The sequence below is a fragment of the Brachybacterium hainanense genome (assembly GCF_042434575.1).
In the GTDB taxonomy this organism is placed as follows: domain Bacteria; phylum Actinomycetota; class Actinomycetes; order Actinomycetales; family Dermabacteraceae; genus Brachybacterium; species Brachybacterium hainanense.
Genome location: NZ_JBHLSV010000015.1, coordinates 19,444 through 32,860, shown reverse-complemented (window position 1 = coordinate 32,860; position 13,417 = coordinate 19,444). Strand labels below are relative to the sequence as shown.

The following is a 13,417-nucleotide window of genomic DNA, read 5'->3' as shown; positions in this document are numbered from 1 at the left end:
AGGCTGATGCCATGGCCACCCCTCAGTTCGTCCTCGACCTGCGCCGGAGCATCGGCCACGCCCCGCTGTGGATGTCGGGGGTGACGGCGATCGTGCTCGACGCCTCCCGCACCCGCCTGCTCGTGGTCCGTCGCAGCGACACGGGCGCCTGGACCCCGGTGACGGGGATCATCGACCCCGGGGAGGAGCCCGCGCGCGCCGCGGTGCGGGAGGTCCGGGAGGAGGCCGGCATCGATGCCGTGCCGGTGCGGCTGGTCGACGTGCGCACCCTGCCGCAGACGACCTACGCCAACGGGGACCAGGCCCAGTACCTGGACCTCTGCTTCCTGCTCGCGCACACGGGCGGAGAGCCTCACCCGGCCGACGGCGAGAACACGGCCGCCCGGTTCGCTCCGCTGGAGGACCTCCCGCCCATGAACGACCGCTTCCGCGAGCAGCTGGCGATCGCGCTCTCCGGCGAACCCGAGACCCGGTTCCGCGCATGAGCCCGCTCGCGCCGCCGCTGCCGGGCACCGTCCTGGACCTCTCGCTGTCCGATGCTCCCGGCGACACCGCCCAGGTGCGGGTGCTCGCCGGCACGCGCCGCGACCTCCTCACGGTCCCGGACCCGACCCCTGTGCTGCGCTTCTTCCTCGACGCCGCGCTGGTCGAGGTCACTGTGCGCGGTCGCGATGTGATCCCCGGCGCCTGGGTCGACGAATCCCTGGCGATGCTCGATGCGCGCCCGCACCGGGCGCCGGTGGACCCGCTCGGGCTGCGCTTCCCGGCCGTCGTCCTCGGCGAGGGATCGGACAGCATGCTCGCCTGGGGCGAGACCAGCTGGCCGCTGCCCCTGGACGGGAGCGTGCGCGTGCCCGATTCCTGCCGGCCCGGAGTGCATCGCGTGCCCGAGCTGCGCCGGCTGACCCTGAGCGCGCTCGGACGCGGCGACGAGGTGGCGCTGACGCGCTGGCACCAGGAGGGCTTCGAGGTTCCGTGGCATGACGTCCGCCTCGTGCCGCATGCGCAGTGGTGGTTCGACATCGCCCAGGTCCCGCGCACCATGCGCTACGCGGACGCCGCCCGGGCGCAGGGGAGACCTCTGGAGCGCTTCCTGCCGCGGAGCTGACCCGGGGAGGGCCCGCCGGGCGGGGCGCGTCCCCGCCCTGCGGGCGACGGGCTTGTAGGGTGGATGGCCCGTTCGGTCCGGGAGCTCCGACCGCGCCCCGGGCGAGTCCACGACGAGGAGGACTCCACCCATGTCCGCCCCACCCCGCATCCCCGCCGCGCCCGCTCGGCGTACCTTCCTCCGGATCGCAGCCGGGTCCGCCGTCCTGCTGCCGATCGCCGCTCTCGCCGGCTGCTCCGGCCCTGCCCGGGACCCCGGCACGATCCGGGTGGCCTATCAGCAGTTCGGGTCCGGGACCGAGATGGAGACGATGCTCCGCCGCGTGTCGGAGTCGTACACGGCGCAGAACCCCTCGGTGACCATCGAGCTCGTGCCCATCGTCGCCGCGGAGAACGACTACTTCACCAAGAACGAGCTGCTCATGGCCTCCCCGCGGACCTCCCCGGACGTGGTGTACGAGGATTCCTTCATCCTGTTGTCGGACGTGGGGGCCGGCTACCTCCGCAGCATCGACGAGGAGGTCTCCGCCTGGGCTCCCTGGACGGAGATCGCCCCCGCCTCGCAGGATGCCTTCACCGGCGAGGACGGACGCATCTACGGCATCCCGGTCTCGACCGACACACGGGCCCTGTGGTACCACCGGGGCGTCTTCGCGGAGGCGGGCCTGCCTGACCCCTGGGAGCCGCGGTCCTGGGAGGACGTGCTGGAGGCCGCACGGACCATCCGCGACTCGAGCACGCAGGCGGCCCCGCTGTTCGTGTTCAGCGGGAAGGCCCAGGGCGAGAAGGCCTCGATGCAGGGATTCGAGATGCTGCTGTACGGGACGGGATCGACCCTCTACGACGAGGACGCGCGGACGTGGGTCACGGGAAGCCAGGGCTTCGAGGACTCCCTGGCCTTCCTGCGGACCCTCTTCGCGGAGGAGCTCACGCTGACGCTGTCCCAGCACCTGGACCCCAACATCTCCGAGTCGATCTACTCGACCCTGCTGCCCGAGGGGCGGCTGGGCATCCTGTTGGACGGCTCCTGGATCTCCCGCAACTGGGCCGAGGGCGCTCCGGCCGCCTGGCCGGAGTGGACCGAGACCATCGCGCTCGCGAAGATGCCCACCCAGCACGGCCAGGATCCGGGATCCGTGACCCTCGCCGGCGGCTGGGGCTGGACCATCCCGCAGCACGCGAGCGACAAGCAGGCGGCCTTCGACTTCATCCAGGCGCTGTGCGAGAGAGAGAACTCGGTGCTGCGGGCGATCGAGGACAACCACATCACCGTGCGCGCCGATGTCGCCGCGGACGAGCGGTACCTCAGCTACAGCCCGACGGTCTCCTTCTTCACCGAGCTGCTGGAGACGGCCCGTTATCGACCCGCCCTGCCCGCCTATCCCGAGGTGTCCGCCGCGATCCAGGAGGCGATGGAGGTGGTCATGACCGGTACCGCGGATCCCGCCCGTGCAGCGGCGGCCTATGACGCCCAGGTCGCGGAGATCGTCGGCGCCGAGAACGTCCAGGAGGAAGCCCGATGAGCGCCATCGCACCGACCGCTCGCAGCGGCACCGCCCGGCCCCGTCGTCCTCGTGCGGGGAACGGGGACCGGATCTCGCTCGTGCGCGCTCTGCCCATGCTTCCGGCGGCGATCCTGCTGCTGGTCTTCATGGCCGGGCCGATCCTGTACTCGCTGTACCTCGCCTTCACGGATAAGGCGATCCGTGGGGAGGGAGCCTCCGAGACGTCCTTCGTGGGTCTCGAGAACTTCACCCGTGCGCTCGCCGACGGCGACTTCTGGAACTCGGTCGTCCTCACGCTCGTGTTCACCGTGATCTCCGCGGTCATCGGGCAGAACCTGCTGGGCATGCTGCTCGCGATGCTCATGGAGCGGGCGCACCGCGGGATCTCCTTCCTGATGACGTCGATCGTGATCGCCGCCTGGATCCTTCCGGAGGTCGTGGCCGGTTACCTGCTGTACACGTTCTTCGCCGACGGCGGCAGCCTGAACGGGCTCCTCTCCCTGGTGGGCCTGCCGCCGCAGACGCTGCTGTTCAGCGCCCCGATCGTCGCCGTGAGTTTCGCGAACATCTGGCGCGGCACCGCGTTCTCGATGCTCGTGTACTCCGCGGCGCTGGGAGCGATCCCCGGCGACGTGCAGGAGTCCGCGGCGATGGACGGCGCGGGCCCCGTGCGCCGGTTCTGGTCGATCACGCTGCCGCTGCTGCGACCCGCGATCGCGACCAACCTGATGCTCATCACCCTGCAGACCCTGTCGGTGTTCGGGTTGATCTTCATCATGACCGGGGGAGGCCCGGCCCGGAAGAGCCAGACGATGCCGCTGTACATGTACGAGCAGGCCTTCTCCTACGGCCAGCTGGGCTACGGCACCGCGGTCGCGCTGATCCTCCTGCTCATCGGGGCCGTCGCCTCCCTCGTCTATCTCCGCCTGCTCCCCGAGGAGGACAAGCGATGACCACCGGCACCCGAACCTCCCTGCGTCCGCGCCGCTCCGGCACCGGCTCCCGGGCACGCGCCGCCGACGCGCTCTCGAACCTCGTCATCACCGTGATCGGTGTCGTCTTCCTCATCCCGCTGCTGTGGGTGGTGCTCGCCTCCTTCAACACGAGCGCCTCCCTCTCCGTCGCCTGGCCCGATCAGTGGAGCCTCGGCAACTTCCAGGCGATCTGGAACGCGGAGACGACCTTCCGCCCTCTGGCGAACTCGCTGATCCTGTGCGGCGGGGCGACCATCGTCACCATGGTCGCGGCGGTGCTGTGCGCCTATCCGTTCTCGCGATACCGCTTCGCCGCGAAGCGGCCCCTCCTGCTGACGGTCATCTTCGCGACGGGCCTGCCGATCACCGCCGTCATGATCCCCGTCTACTCGCTCTTCGTGCAGGTCAACCTGGTGGACTCGATGGTCGGGGCGATCCTGTTCCTGGGTGCGTCCTCGCTGCCGTACGCCATCTTCCTGACCAAGGGGTTCATGGACGCGGTGCCGATCGAGATCGAGGAGTCGGCCTGGACGGAGGGCGCGGGCGTGCTGCGGACCCTGTGGTCGGTCGTGGTGCCGCTGATGCGCTCGGGCCTCGCGGTCGCGACCATCTTCACCTTCGTGGGCATGTGGGGGAACTTCTTCGTCCCCTTCATGCTGCTGCTGAGTCCGGATCAGCTGCCGGCGGCGGTCACGCTGTACACCTTCTCCTCGCAGTATGGGCAGGTGGCCTACGGACAGCTGGCCGCCTTCTCGATCTTCTACTCCCTGCCGGTCGTGGCGCTCTATCTGATCATGGGGCGCAGCCTGGGCACCGGCTTCGCCGCCGCCGGCGGCGTCAAGGGCTGATCGTCTCCGCTCCGGCCGGAGGTGGCCCGAGGCACGAGGGGCGCCGCAGGTGGTGCGGAGACGATCGGCCATCCCGCACAGATCTGATCGTCTCCGCTCCGGCTCATCGCCTCCGCGACCGGAAGATCGCCCGCGGACGTCGATGCCCGTTCAACCAGCGGCCGATCCAGGTGCTGCGCACGATCAGGTCGTAGAGCAGCACGAGCGCCGCGGTCGTGACGGCGAAGTTCACAGCGATCTTGAGCGGGCCGGGCCACGGCACGTCGCCCAGGGCCATCCCGATCGCCACGACGACCGGGAGATGGAGCAGATAGATCCAGTAGGAGGCGTCCGCCAGGTAGCGGACAGCCGGGATCTCCCGGTCCAGGAAGCGGGCGCTGAGGCCGATCAGACCGTGGATCCACGCCCAGGCCGCGAGGGGAACCAGCACCGCGGCGAGAGCCGGCGCCTGCACGGGGGCGAGATAGGCCAGGACCGTGCCGAGGACCGCGAGCGCGAGCTTCGCGGGCCAGGCGCGGGCGATCCGCGCCATCGATCCGGGCTCGGCGTGCAGGAACCACCCGGTGAGGAACGCGCCGGTGTACGCGATGCTGGCACCGGCGACGGGCACGATCGTCAGCGGCTCCTGGATCCCGCCGGTCCCGGTGCCCTGGGCGAGCATCCCGAGCGCGTACGGGACGGCGGCGAGCACGATGCCCGCGGGGGAGGCGAGCGCTCCGCCCAGGCGACGGGAGATCGCTCCGGCGCGATCGGTGCCGAGCAGGTGCACCAGGAGCCCCCGCGCGGCGACGACGAGGAGGGCGATCTCGAGCAGGAGCAGGAGGAACCAGAGCTGCCCCGGGGTGAGCATGTCCAGCAGCCCCGGTTCCTGGGCGGCCCGGGGGTCGGTGGGGATCTCGGTGCCGCGCAGCGCCGAGCCGACCACGATCACCACGGGGAGGCTGAGGACGGCGAGCGGCCAGAAGGCGATGAGCGGGAGGCCGATCCGCACCAGACGGTCCTTCATGTAGGCGCCGGCGCCGCGGCGGTGCAGGACCATGCGGCCGAAGTAGCCGGCGAGCATCATGAACAGCGCCATCCGGAACAGGTGGATCACGAAGACGGTGGGGAGTGCGAGGGCCGTCGGGTCCGCGTCGACGAACAGCCAGGACTGTCCGGGCACGAAGCCGAGTGCGATGTGCAGGACGAGACCCAGCAGGAGTGCGCCGCCGCGCAGGGCGTCGAGGTGGTGCAGGCGCGGCGACGTCGACGCCGAGCCGGCGGGCGCCGCGAGGTCGAGCACCGGATCGGGTGGGGTGGGAGGCGGGGTGGAGGATGCAGATCGCATGGCAGCGAGGCTACGCGCGCCCCGGCGCGCCCACCTCCTCCTGTCGGGCGGGGGGCGCTCCGCCGATCGGGGGATGCCGCACCGGTGGCGCGCCATGGCATCGCCGGGGAGACTGGTGGCATGGTCGCCCTCTCCACGCGGACGCCGCCGGAGCAGTCCTCGGTCCCGGCGGATGATCCTGCGCCGCGCGAGGACGTGCGGCCGACGGTGCCGCCGCCCTCCCGGCCGACGGGCCGATTCGCCCTGTTCATGGAACGCTGGCTCCCCGTCGTGCTCGCCGCGGTCTCCTTCGGGGTGGGCTGGCAGGCCTCCGGGGCGCTCGGCTTCCGCAGCACGGTGCTGCACTCGATCCTGCCCATCCTCGCGACGCTGCTGCTGCGCCCGGTCCTCACGCGCCTGCTGCGCCGGCGCGGCGCAGGAGACCGGCGGCTCATCGCCGTGTTCGCCCTGCACCAGCTCCTGATCCTCGTGGCGGTCGCGCTGAATCCGCTCGCCTGCATCTACGCGTTCATCGGCTACATCGACGCCCCGCGCTTCCTGACCGGGAGGGCTGTCCTGGTCGCGGTCGTCGGCACGGCCCTGACCTGTGCTCTGGGGCAGGCGGGCGGGCCAGAGGGGGCGCTGGCGGTTCCCGCCCTGTTCGGTCTGCTGCTGCTGGTCAACGTGCTGCTGAGCCTCGGCATGGGGTATCTGGCCGAGGAGCGGGAGATGCAGGTCGCGGCGCGCGAGCAGGCGGCCCTCGAGCTCGAGCAGGCGATGCGCGAGAACGCGGCATTGCAGGAGGAGCTGCTGCGCCGCGCACGGGAGGCCGGTGCCGGGGAGGAGCGAACCCGGCTGGCCCGGGAGATCCACGACACCGTCGCCCAGGGGCTGGTCGGCGTGATCCGGCAGCTCGAGGCGGTGCCCGCCCGCTCGCTGGACGCGACGGCCCTGCGCCGCATCGCCACGGCGGAGGAGGCCGCCCGAGAGTGCCTCGTCGACGCCCGCCGCGCCGTCGAGGCCCTGGCCCCTCGCCAGCTGGCGGCGGGAGATCTCACCGATGTGCTGGGGGAGCTCGTGGCGCGCTGGGCCCGGGACCATCGGATCGTCGCGACCTTCGATGCGGACCGCGCTCCGGACCCCTGCCCGCACGGGCATGCGCTGATCCGCGTCACGCAGGAGGCGCTGTCCAACATCGCCCGTCACGCCGGAGCGCGGACCGTCGAGATCACCCTCGCGGCCGAGGCCCACGGACTTCTCCTGCGGATCGCCGACGACGGCGCGGGCTTCGATCCCCGACGGGCCGCGCGGGGGCACGGGCTGGAGAACATGCAGGCACGGCTCGTCGAGCTCGGCGGGGAGCTGCGGATCGAGGCCTCGCCCGGCGCGGGCTGCGTCCTCCTCGCGAGGATCCCGTGACGGGCCCCGCGAGCCCGGTGAGCGCATCGGGGCCGGTGAGCAACCCCTCGTGCTCGACGCCCCCGGTGCGCGTCCTCGTGGTCGACGACCATCCGGTGGTGCGCGACGGTCTGGTCGCCATGCTCGGCGCGGACGCAGGCATCGAGGTGGTCGGCGCCGCGCAGGACGGCGAGGACGCCCTGGCCCGGATCGCGGAGCATGCCCCCGATGTGGTGCTCATGGACCTGAGGATGCCGCGGATGGGAGGCGTCGAGGCGATCCGGAGGCTGCGCGCGGAGGGGAGCGGCGTCCGCGTGCTGGTGCTGACGACGTACGACACCGACCGGGAGATCATCGGCGCGCTCGACGCCGGCGCGGACGGATACCTCCTCAAGGACGCCCGCGGGGCGGAGCTCGTCCGGGCGGTCCATGACCTGGCCGCCGGCCGCCCGGTTCTCAGCTCCGTCGCTCTCGCCGCGCTGACGGGCCGCGGGGCGCCGCGCAACGCGCTCAGCGCCCGCGAGGCGGAGGTGCTGCGCCTGGTGGCCGAGGGCTGCACGAACCGTGCCGTGGCCACGCGTCTGGGCATCGGCGAGGCGACGGTGAAGACGCACCTCGGGCACGTCTACGAGAAGCTGCAGGTCCCCGACCGGGCCTCCGCGGTCCGAGCCGCCTGGGAGCAGGGTCTGGTCTGAGCGCCGCGCTCAGCGGAAGACGACGGTGCGCGTCCCGTCCAGGAGCACCCGGGACTGCGCGTACCAGGTGACGGCCTGGCGCAGGGTGCGGGATTCGGCGTCCTGACCGATCGCCATGAGCTCCCGGGGCGAACGGGTGTGGTCCACCCGGATCACGTTCTGCTCGATGATCGGTCCCTCGTCGAGGTCCGTGGTCACGAAGTGCGCGGTCGCCCCGATCTGCTTCACCCCGCGCGCATACGCCTGCCGGTAGGGGTTGGCGCCCTTGAACCCGGGCAGGAACGAGTGGTGGATGTTGATGCAGCGCCCGGCGAGCGCCGCGCACAGCTCGGGGGAGAGGATCTGCATGTAGCGGGCGAGGACCACCAGCTCGATGTCGTGCTCGGCGATCGCCTCGAGGACCCGCGCCTCGAAGGCGGCCTTCTCCTCCGGGCCGCTGACCGGACGGTGCTCGAAGGGCACTCCGTAGAAGCCGGCGAGCGGGGCGATCGTGTCGTGGTTGGCGAGGATCAGGGGCACGTCGATCGGGAGGTGACCGCTCGAGCGCTGATAGAGCAGGTCGTTCACGGCATGGGTCGCCTTGGAGGCGAGGATGAGCGTGCGCAGCGGGCGCCGGGCGCGATCGAGGACATGCTCGATCCGGTGCCGTGCGACCACCGGTGCGAGAGCAGCCTCGAACTCCTCCGCGGTCGCCGGGGCATCGACCTGCAGTCGCATGTAGAAGCGGCCGGTCTCCGAGCTGGCGAACTGCTGGGACTCGGTGATGTTCCCGCCGACGGCGACCACGGCCCCCGTCACGCCATGGACGATCCCGGGGCCGTCGGCGCACACGAGGGTCAGGACGAACTCGGTGTGCTCGGCAGGGGCGGGGGACGGCGTGAGCGGGGTGGAAGCCATGTCCGGGATTCTATCGGGGCCCGAAAGGGCGAGGGCTCAGCGGTGCGCGCGGGCGTACTGGGGCGTGATGTAGTGCCCGTCGAAGCGCAGCGCCCGGGCGGCCCGGATGGGGAAGTTCTGGTCGCGCAGCATCTCGCGGCCCAGCAGCACCACGTCCGCGAGTCCGGTGGCGATCACCTGCTCCGCCTGGAAGGGCTCGTCGATCATGCCGACCGCCGCGACGGGCAGACCGCTCGCGGCGCGCACCGCGCTCGCCAGCGGCACCTGGTAGCCGGGCCCGACGGGGATCGGCGCCGGGTGGATGTTCCCGCCGCTGGAGACGTCGAGCAGGTCGACACCGTGCGCCGCCAGCCAGGCACCCACCTGCCCGACCTCCTCGACGTCCAGGCCGCCCTCGACCCAGTCGGTCGCCGACAGCCGCACCAGCAGCGGCATTCCCTCGTGGATCTCGGCACGGACGGCGTCGACGATGCGCAGCAGCAGGCGTGCCCTCCCCGCGAGATCGCCGCCGTACTCGTCGGTGCGCGCGTTGCTGAGCGGGGAGAGGAACTCGTGCAGCAGGTAGCCGTGGGCGGCGTGCAGCTCGATCAGGTCGAAGCCGGCCTGCGCCGCGCGCCGCGCCGCGCTCACGAAGGCCTCCACGACCGCCTCGATGCCCTCGGCGTCGAGCTGCTGGGGCGTCTCGAGCCCCGGGAAGGGGATGGGGGAGGGGGCGAGCGTCCTCCAGGCGCCGTCCTGCGGTGCGAGGCTCCCCTCGCCGGCGGCGTCGAAGCCCGGATAGGTCGACGCCTTCCGGCCCGCATGGGCGAGCTGGATCCCGATGGCCGCTCCGTGCTCGTGTGCGAGCTGCACGATCGGGACGAGGGCATCGCGCTGGGCGTCGTCCCACAGGCCCAGGTCGCGGGGCGAGATCCGCGCCTCCGGGGCGACGGCTGTGGCCTCGAGGATGATCGCCCCGGCCCCGCCCCGGGCGAAGGAGCCGTAGTGCATGAGATGGAAGGGGGTCGCGATGCCGTCCTCGGCGCGCGCGGAGTACATGCACATCGGCGGGACCCAGATCCGGTTGCGGACGGTCAGATCACGCAGGGTGAGGGGCTCGAACAGGGTGTGGGTCATCGGGGAGCACCGGCTTCCGGGTCGCGAGCGGATGTACCCCCATGACAACTTCTGACCGCCAGAAGTATTCCTGCTGCCCACCCGGCCTCTCATGTGACACAGGTCTCCTGCGTGTGGGACGATGCCCGCATGAACGCTCATGTGGTCGTCGGAGTGATCCCCGGGCAGCCCGCCGCCGTGGTCGAGACCGCGGCGGACATCGCCGCCCGCTATGACGCGGACCTCGTGTGCGCGAGCGTGGACATCGCCCGCTACACGGTGGCCCAGAGCCTGGACGGGACGATCATCGCCTCGTCCATCGACCCCGAGCTGATGGACGAGAGACCCGAGACCTTCGACCCCCTGCTCGAGGAGAGCATCGGGCGGACCCTCGCCGACCGCGGCATCAGCTACAGCGTGCGCGCGCTCGCCGGAAACCCGGCGGTCGAGCTCGCGGCGCTCGCCGAGGAGGTCGACGCCGTGATGATCGTGGTCGGCACCCGCGAGGCCGGTCTGCGCGGCTCGCTGCGCGAGTTCTTCAGCGGCTCCGTCGCCGTGCACCTCGCACACCATCAGCATCGGCCCGTGGTGGTCGTCCCCCTGGACCCCAAGCCTCACGGCACGCAGCTGCCCTGGGCGGGCGCGGACTGAGGCGAGACGCTCGACGCCCCGGTCCGCGGTCGGCCGGTGCGCGCGGACTGCCGCATGCGTCGCATCCGCAGCAGCTCGGCGGCGCCGCCCACCAGCACCGCGATCCCGATGCCCAGCGCCACCCCGACCAGCGGGTCGTGCGCGAACATCGCGCCGCCCGCCATGCCGATCCCGACGCTGTACAGCGACCACAGCACACCGGCGACGGCCGTGAAGGCCGCGAAGCGGGCCCGCGGATACCGGACGATCCCGCTCGTGAGGCCGACCGCCGTGCGTCCGCCCGGGAGGAACCTCCCGCCGATGATGACCGCGCCCCCGCGCTCGGCGAGCCCTCGCTCCGCCCAGTCCAGCAGGGCCCGCACGCCCCGCAGCTGCCGCAGGCGACACGCGAGCCCTCCCGCTCCGCGGCCCAGCTGATGCGCCAGCAGGTCGCCGCAGAGCGCCCCGCCCGCGGAGGCCGCGATCAGCGCCGCGGGATCGACGGTTCCCGCCGCGGCGAAGGCGCCCGCGGCGATCACCATCGTCTCCGCGGGCACGACCGGGAGCAGCACGTCCACGAGAGCGGCGGCGAAGATCAGCGCGTACAGCCAGGGAGAGGCGACGGTCGCCTCCATCAGGGCGAGCAGGGCGTCCATCGCAGCTCCTTCGAGGGCAGGGATCCAGGACTGCTGCCACCCTAGGAACGCCGTCCGCCCCGCCGACACGCAGGCGGCCGTCGTGCTGCGGACGGGGATCTGCGGTCCCCGTTACGGGAATCCCCCTGGCGGATCGGCCCCGATTCGGGAAGGCTTCCACCGTCCGCGCGCCGCTGTCCCGGCGCCCGCCGCTCCGGAAGGCTGTCCGCTCCATGGCCCGAGACGATCTCCCCACGCCGTTCCGGCAGGAAGCGGGTCGGCTGCTGCGCCGGGCCGTCCGCTCCGTCGCGGGCATCGTGCTCGGGATCGGCCTCGGACCCCTGCTCGTGCTCACCGCCCTCCTGCGGCTGGTGCGCATCCCGCGGCCCTTCGCGGCCGTCGCCGGCTGGGACGCGCGCCGCCTGCGCCGCTTCTTCCGCTTCGAGCTGCCCGGCGACGTCGCGGAGCCCCCGTCCGTCCCGCAGGCCGTGGCCCACGGGCTCGCCTCGACGGTCGCCGGACTGATCATGCTCCAGCTCCTGCAGATGCTCGTCGTCGTCCAGCTCGGCAGCGTGCTCCAGCTCCTCACCGGCGGCACCGTCCGCTTCGACTTCACGGTCTGGACCGTCAGCCAGTCCGCGCTCCTCGTCGTCATCGTGTACGCGCCGGCCACCTTCATCGCCTGCGTCGGCTGGGCCGAGATCTCGGTCTGGGCGCAGGCATGGGTGCTGCGGCGCTGGATCCCCGGCATGCGCCGCGCCGACGCCCTCGAGACCCGCATGAGCCGCCTGGTCACCACCCGTCGCGGCGTCGTCATGGCGATCGACGACGAGCGGCGGCGCATCGAGCGCGATCTGCACGACGGGGTCCAGCAGAACGTCGTCTCCCTCTCCGTGCTGATCGCCCGCGCCCGACGCACGGAGGACCCGGAGCGCTCCGCGGAGCTGCTCGCCCAGGCTCACCGGCAGTCCCAGGCCCTGATCGAGGAGGTGCGGCAGGTCGCCTGGCGCATCCACCCGACCGCCCTGGACGAGCGCGGCCTGGCCTCCGCCCTCGAGGACGTCGCCCGGAGCTCCCCGGTCCCCGTGGACCTCTCCGTCGACCTCGCCGCGCGCCCTCCGTCCGCCGTCGAGTCCGCCGCCTACTTCGTGGCGCGCGAAGCCGTCACCAACGTGGTCAAGCATGCGGCGGCGGACCGCATCCACCTCGCGGTCGCCGCCCGCGGCGCGCCGCCGCGGCGCAGCCTCCGGGTCCGGATCGAGGACGACGGGCGCGGCGGCGCGGACGCCGAGGGCGGGGGGCTGCAGGGGCTGGCTCGACGCGTGGCCGCGCTCGACGGCATCCTGGACGTCCGCAGCCCTCCGGGCGGCCCCACCCTCATCACCGCGGAGATCCCCTATGACGACTGAGACCGCCCCCGAGGCCGCGACCACCGTGGTCCTCGCCGATGACGCCGTCCTCCTGCGGGAGGGCCTGCGCAGCCTCCTCGAGGACGAGGGCCTGCAGGTGCTGGCCTCGGTCGGCGACGCGACCGCGCTCCTCGACGAGGTGGGACGGACGCTGCCCGATCTCGCCATCGTGGACGTGCGCATGCCGCCGACCCATACGGACGAGGGCCTCGTCGCGGCGCTCGCCCTCAAGCGCGCGCATCCCGAGGTGGGGGTCCTCGTGCTGTCCCAGTATGTCGTGCGCGAGTACGCGACCGACCTGCTGGGAGCGGACATCCCCGGCGTCGGCTACCTGCTCAAGGACCGGATCACGGAGATCGACGCCTTCCTCGAGGCCGTGCACCGGGTCGCCGAGGGCGGCACCGTCATCGACCCCGCGGTCCTGCGCGGGCTCCTCGCCACGCCGGAGCAGCAGCTGCAGCTGGGCCGGCTCACCCCGCGGGAGCTCGAGGTCCTCGAGTCGATGAGCGCAGGAATGTCGAACCGAGGGATCGCCGAGCAGCTGCACCTGTCCGTGAGCTCCGTCGAGAAGGCGTGCAGCGCGATCTTCGACAAGCTCGACCTGATCGGCGACGATCGTTCGAGCCGGCGGGTGATGGCGGTGCTGCGATATCACCAGGGGCAGGATGCGGAGTCCTGACCGGTCCTGCGACCCGCATGATACCGCTGCATTCCTGAACGGCCGCACGGAGACCGCACGTCCCCTGCGCAGAATCGGGGCCGGACGCTATTCCTCCTCCGGCCGCCGACGCCGAGTCGCGTCCCGACGCCCCGGAGGCGGCTCTTCTCTCGTGCCCGGGTACCCGTGCAGGATCGGAGGATCCGATGGGCGGAGAATGCAGGCGATCTCGGCTCATTCTCGTGTCGGAGTTGACGAAT

14 protein-coding genes are annotated in these 13,417 nt (G+C 72.2%); 10 read left to right on the top strand and 4 right to left on the bottom strand.

The features are described 5' to 3' along the window. The first annotated feature begins 11 nt into the window (after positions 1-11). The 5 genes from ACFFF6_RS12605 (at position 12) to ACFFF6_RS12585 (ending at position 4,434) form a co-directional block, all read left to right on the top strand. Positions 12-485 (top strand): NUDIX hydrolase, encoded by a 474-nt coding sequence (locus tag ACFFF6_RS12605; RefSeq protein WP_376981228.1) that lies wholly within the window; start codon positions 12-14, stop codon positions 483-485. Next, positions 482-1,108 carry a hypothetical protein gene (locus ACFFF6_RS12600; RefSeq protein ID WP_376981226.1) on the top strand — a complete coding sequence of 209 codons (627 nt, stop codon included), beginning with the start codon at positions 482-484 and terminating at the stop codon, positions 1,106-1,108. The genes ACFFF6_RS12605 and ACFFF6_RS12600 overlap by 4 nt, the downstream gene beginning before the upstream one ends. Before the next feature lie 130 nt (positions 1,109-1,238). Further along, entirely contained in the window at positions 1,239-2,630 is a 1,392-nt protein-coding gene (locus tag ACFFF6_RS12595) for an extracellular solute-binding protein (RefSeq protein WP_376981224.1), read from the top strand. Further along, entirely contained in the window at positions 2,627-3,565 is a 939-nt protein-coding gene (locus ACFFF6_RS12590; RefSeq protein ID WP_376981222.1) for a carbohydrate ABC transporter permease, read from the top strand. Before ACFFF6_RS12595 ends, ACFFF6_RS12590 begins: the two co-directional genes overlap by 4 nt. Further along, complete coding sequence (locus ACFFF6_RS12585) at positions 3,562-4,434, top strand: carbohydrate ABC transporter permease (protein ID WP_376981220.1); 873 nt, start codon at positions 3,562-3,564, stop codon at positions 4,432-4,434. The genes ACFFF6_RS12590 and ACFFF6_RS12585 overlap by 4 nt, the downstream gene beginning before the upstream one ends. A 103-nt stretch (positions 4,435-4,537) precedes the next feature. Here ACFFF6_RS12585 and ACFFF6_RS12580 read toward each other — a convergent pair whose 3' ends face one another. Next, a complete protein-coding gene (locus tag ACFFF6_RS12580) occupies positions 4,538-5,761 on the bottom strand; it encodes an acyltransferase family protein (protein WP_376981218.1) in 1,224 nt (407 codons plus the stop codon). Between the two features lie 120 nt (positions 5,762-5,881). Here ACFFF6_RS12580 and ACFFF6_RS12575 point away from each other — a divergent pair, with 120 nt between their 5' ends. Further along, a complete protein-coding gene (locus ACFFF6_RS12575) occupies positions 5,882-7,159 on the top strand; it encodes a sensor histidine kinase (RefSeq protein WP_376981216.1) in 1,278 nt (425 codons plus the stop codon). Next, complete coding sequence (locus ACFFF6_RS12570; RefSeq protein ID WP_376981214.1) at positions 7,156-7,833, top strand: response regulator; 678 nt, start codon at positions 7,156-7,158, stop codon at positions 7,831-7,833. Before ACFFF6_RS12575 ends, ACFFF6_RS12570 begins: the two co-directional genes overlap by 4 nt. 9 nt (positions 7,834-7,842) lie before the next feature. On the opposite strand, the gene ACFFF6_RS12565 is transcribed toward ACFFF6_RS12570, so the two are convergent. After that, positions 7,843-8,730 carry a formyltetrahydrofolate deformylase gene (locus ACFFF6_RS12565; protein WP_376981212.1) on the bottom strand — a complete coding sequence of 296 codons (888 nt, stop codon included), beginning with the start codon at positions 8,728-8,730 and terminating at the stop codon, positions 7,843-7,845. A 36-nt stretch (positions 8,731-8,766) separates the two neighbouring features. Further along, positions 8,767-9,846 carry an NADH:flavin oxidoreductase/NADH oxidase gene (locus tag ACFFF6_RS12560; RefSeq protein ID WP_376981210.1) on the bottom strand — a complete coding sequence of 360 codons (1,080 nt, stop codon included), beginning with the start codon at positions 9,844-9,846 and terminating at the stop codon, positions 8,767-8,769. Positions 9,847-9,975: 129 nt separating this feature from the next. Between ACFFF6_RS12560 and ACFFF6_RS12555 the strand changes: the two genes are divergently transcribed. Continuing rightward, a complete protein-coding gene (locus ACFFF6_RS12555; protein ID WP_376981208.1) occupies positions 9,976-10,476 on the top strand; it encodes a universal stress protein in 501 nt (166 codons plus the stop codon). On the opposite strand, the gene ACFFF6_RS12550 is transcribed toward ACFFF6_RS12555, so the two are convergent. After that, positions 10,440-11,111 carry a DedA family protein gene (locus ACFFF6_RS12550; protein ID WP_376981207.1) on the bottom strand — a complete coding sequence of 224 codons (672 nt, stop codon included), beginning with the start codon at positions 11,109-11,111 and terminating at the stop codon, positions 10,440-10,442. The genes ACFFF6_RS12555 and ACFFF6_RS12550 overlap by 37 nt on opposite strands. 212 nt (positions 11,112-11,323) lie before the next feature. Between ACFFF6_RS12550 and ACFFF6_RS12545 the strand changes: the two genes are divergently transcribed. Then, positions 11,324-12,499: a sensor histidine kinase gene (locus ACFFF6_RS12545; RefSeq protein ID WP_376981205.1), complete on the top strand. Its 1,176-nt coding sequence runs from the start codon at positions 11,324-11,326 to the stop codon at positions 12,497-12,499. Next, positions 12,489-13,178 (top strand): response regulator transcription factor, encoded by a 690-nt coding sequence (locus tag ACFFF6_RS12540; RefSeq protein ID WP_376981203.1) that lies wholly within the window; start codon positions 12,489-12,491, stop codon positions 13,176-13,178. Before ACFFF6_RS12545 ends, ACFFF6_RS12540 begins: the two co-directional genes overlap by 11 nt. Positions 13,179-13,417: the final 239 nt, after the last annotated feature.

Excerpts from the sequence above, each read along its gene's own strand:
- ACFFF6_RS12605 (WP_376981228.1), top strand. The coding sequence starts at position 12 with ATGGCCACCCCTCAGTTCGTCCTCGACCTGCGCCGGAGCATCGGCCAC.
- ACFFF6_RS12600 (WP_376981226.1), top strand. The coding sequence starts at position 482 with ATGAGCCCGCTCGCGCCGCCGCTGCCGGGCACCGTCCTGGACCTCTCG.
- ACFFF6_RS12595 (WP_376981224.1), top strand. The coding sequence starts at position 1,239 with ATGTCCGCCCCACCCCGCATCCCCGCCGCGCCCGCTCGGCGTACCTTC.
- ACFFF6_RS12590 (WP_376981222.1), top strand. The coding sequence starts at position 2,627 with ATGAGCGCCATCGCACCGACCGCTCGCAGCGGCACCGCCCGGCCCCGT.
- ACFFF6_RS12585 (WP_376981220.1), top strand. The coding sequence starts at position 3,562 with ATGACCACCGGCACCCGAACCTCCCTGCGTCCGCGCCGCTCCGGCACC.
- ACFFF6_RS12580 (WP_376981218.1), bottom strand. The coding sequence starts at position 5,761 with ATGCGATCTGCATCCTCCACCCCGCCTCCCACCCCACCCGATCCGGTG.
- ACFFF6_RS12575 (WP_376981216.1), top strand. The coding sequence starts at position 5,882 with ATGGTCGCCCTCTCCACGCGGACGCCGCCGGAGCAGTCCTCGGTCCCG.
- ACFFF6_RS12565 (WP_376981212.1), bottom strand. The coding sequence starts at position 8,730 with ATGGCTTCCACCCCGCTCACGCCGTCCCCCGCCCCTGCCGAGCACACC.
- ACFFF6_RS12560 (WP_376981210.1), bottom strand. The coding sequence starts at position 9,846 with ATGACCCACACCCTGTTCGAGCCCCTCACCCTGCGTGATCTGACCGTC.
- ACFFF6_RS12555 (WP_376981208.1), top strand. The coding sequence starts at position 9,976 with ATGAACGCTCATGTGGTCGTCGGAGTGATCCCCGGGCAGCCCGCCGCC.
- ACFFF6_RS12550 (WP_376981207.1), bottom strand. The coding sequence starts at position 11,111 with ATGGACGCCCTGCTCGCCCTGATGGAGGCGACCGTCGCCTCTCCCTGG.
- ACFFF6_RS12545 (WP_376981205.1), top strand. The coding sequence starts at position 11,324 with ATGGCCCGAGACGATCTCCCCACGCCGTTCCGGCAGGAAGCGGGTCGG.
- ACFFF6_RS12540 (WP_376981203.1), top strand. The coding sequence starts at position 12,489 with ATGACGACTGAGACCGCCCCCGAGGCCGCGACCACCGTGGTCCTCGCC.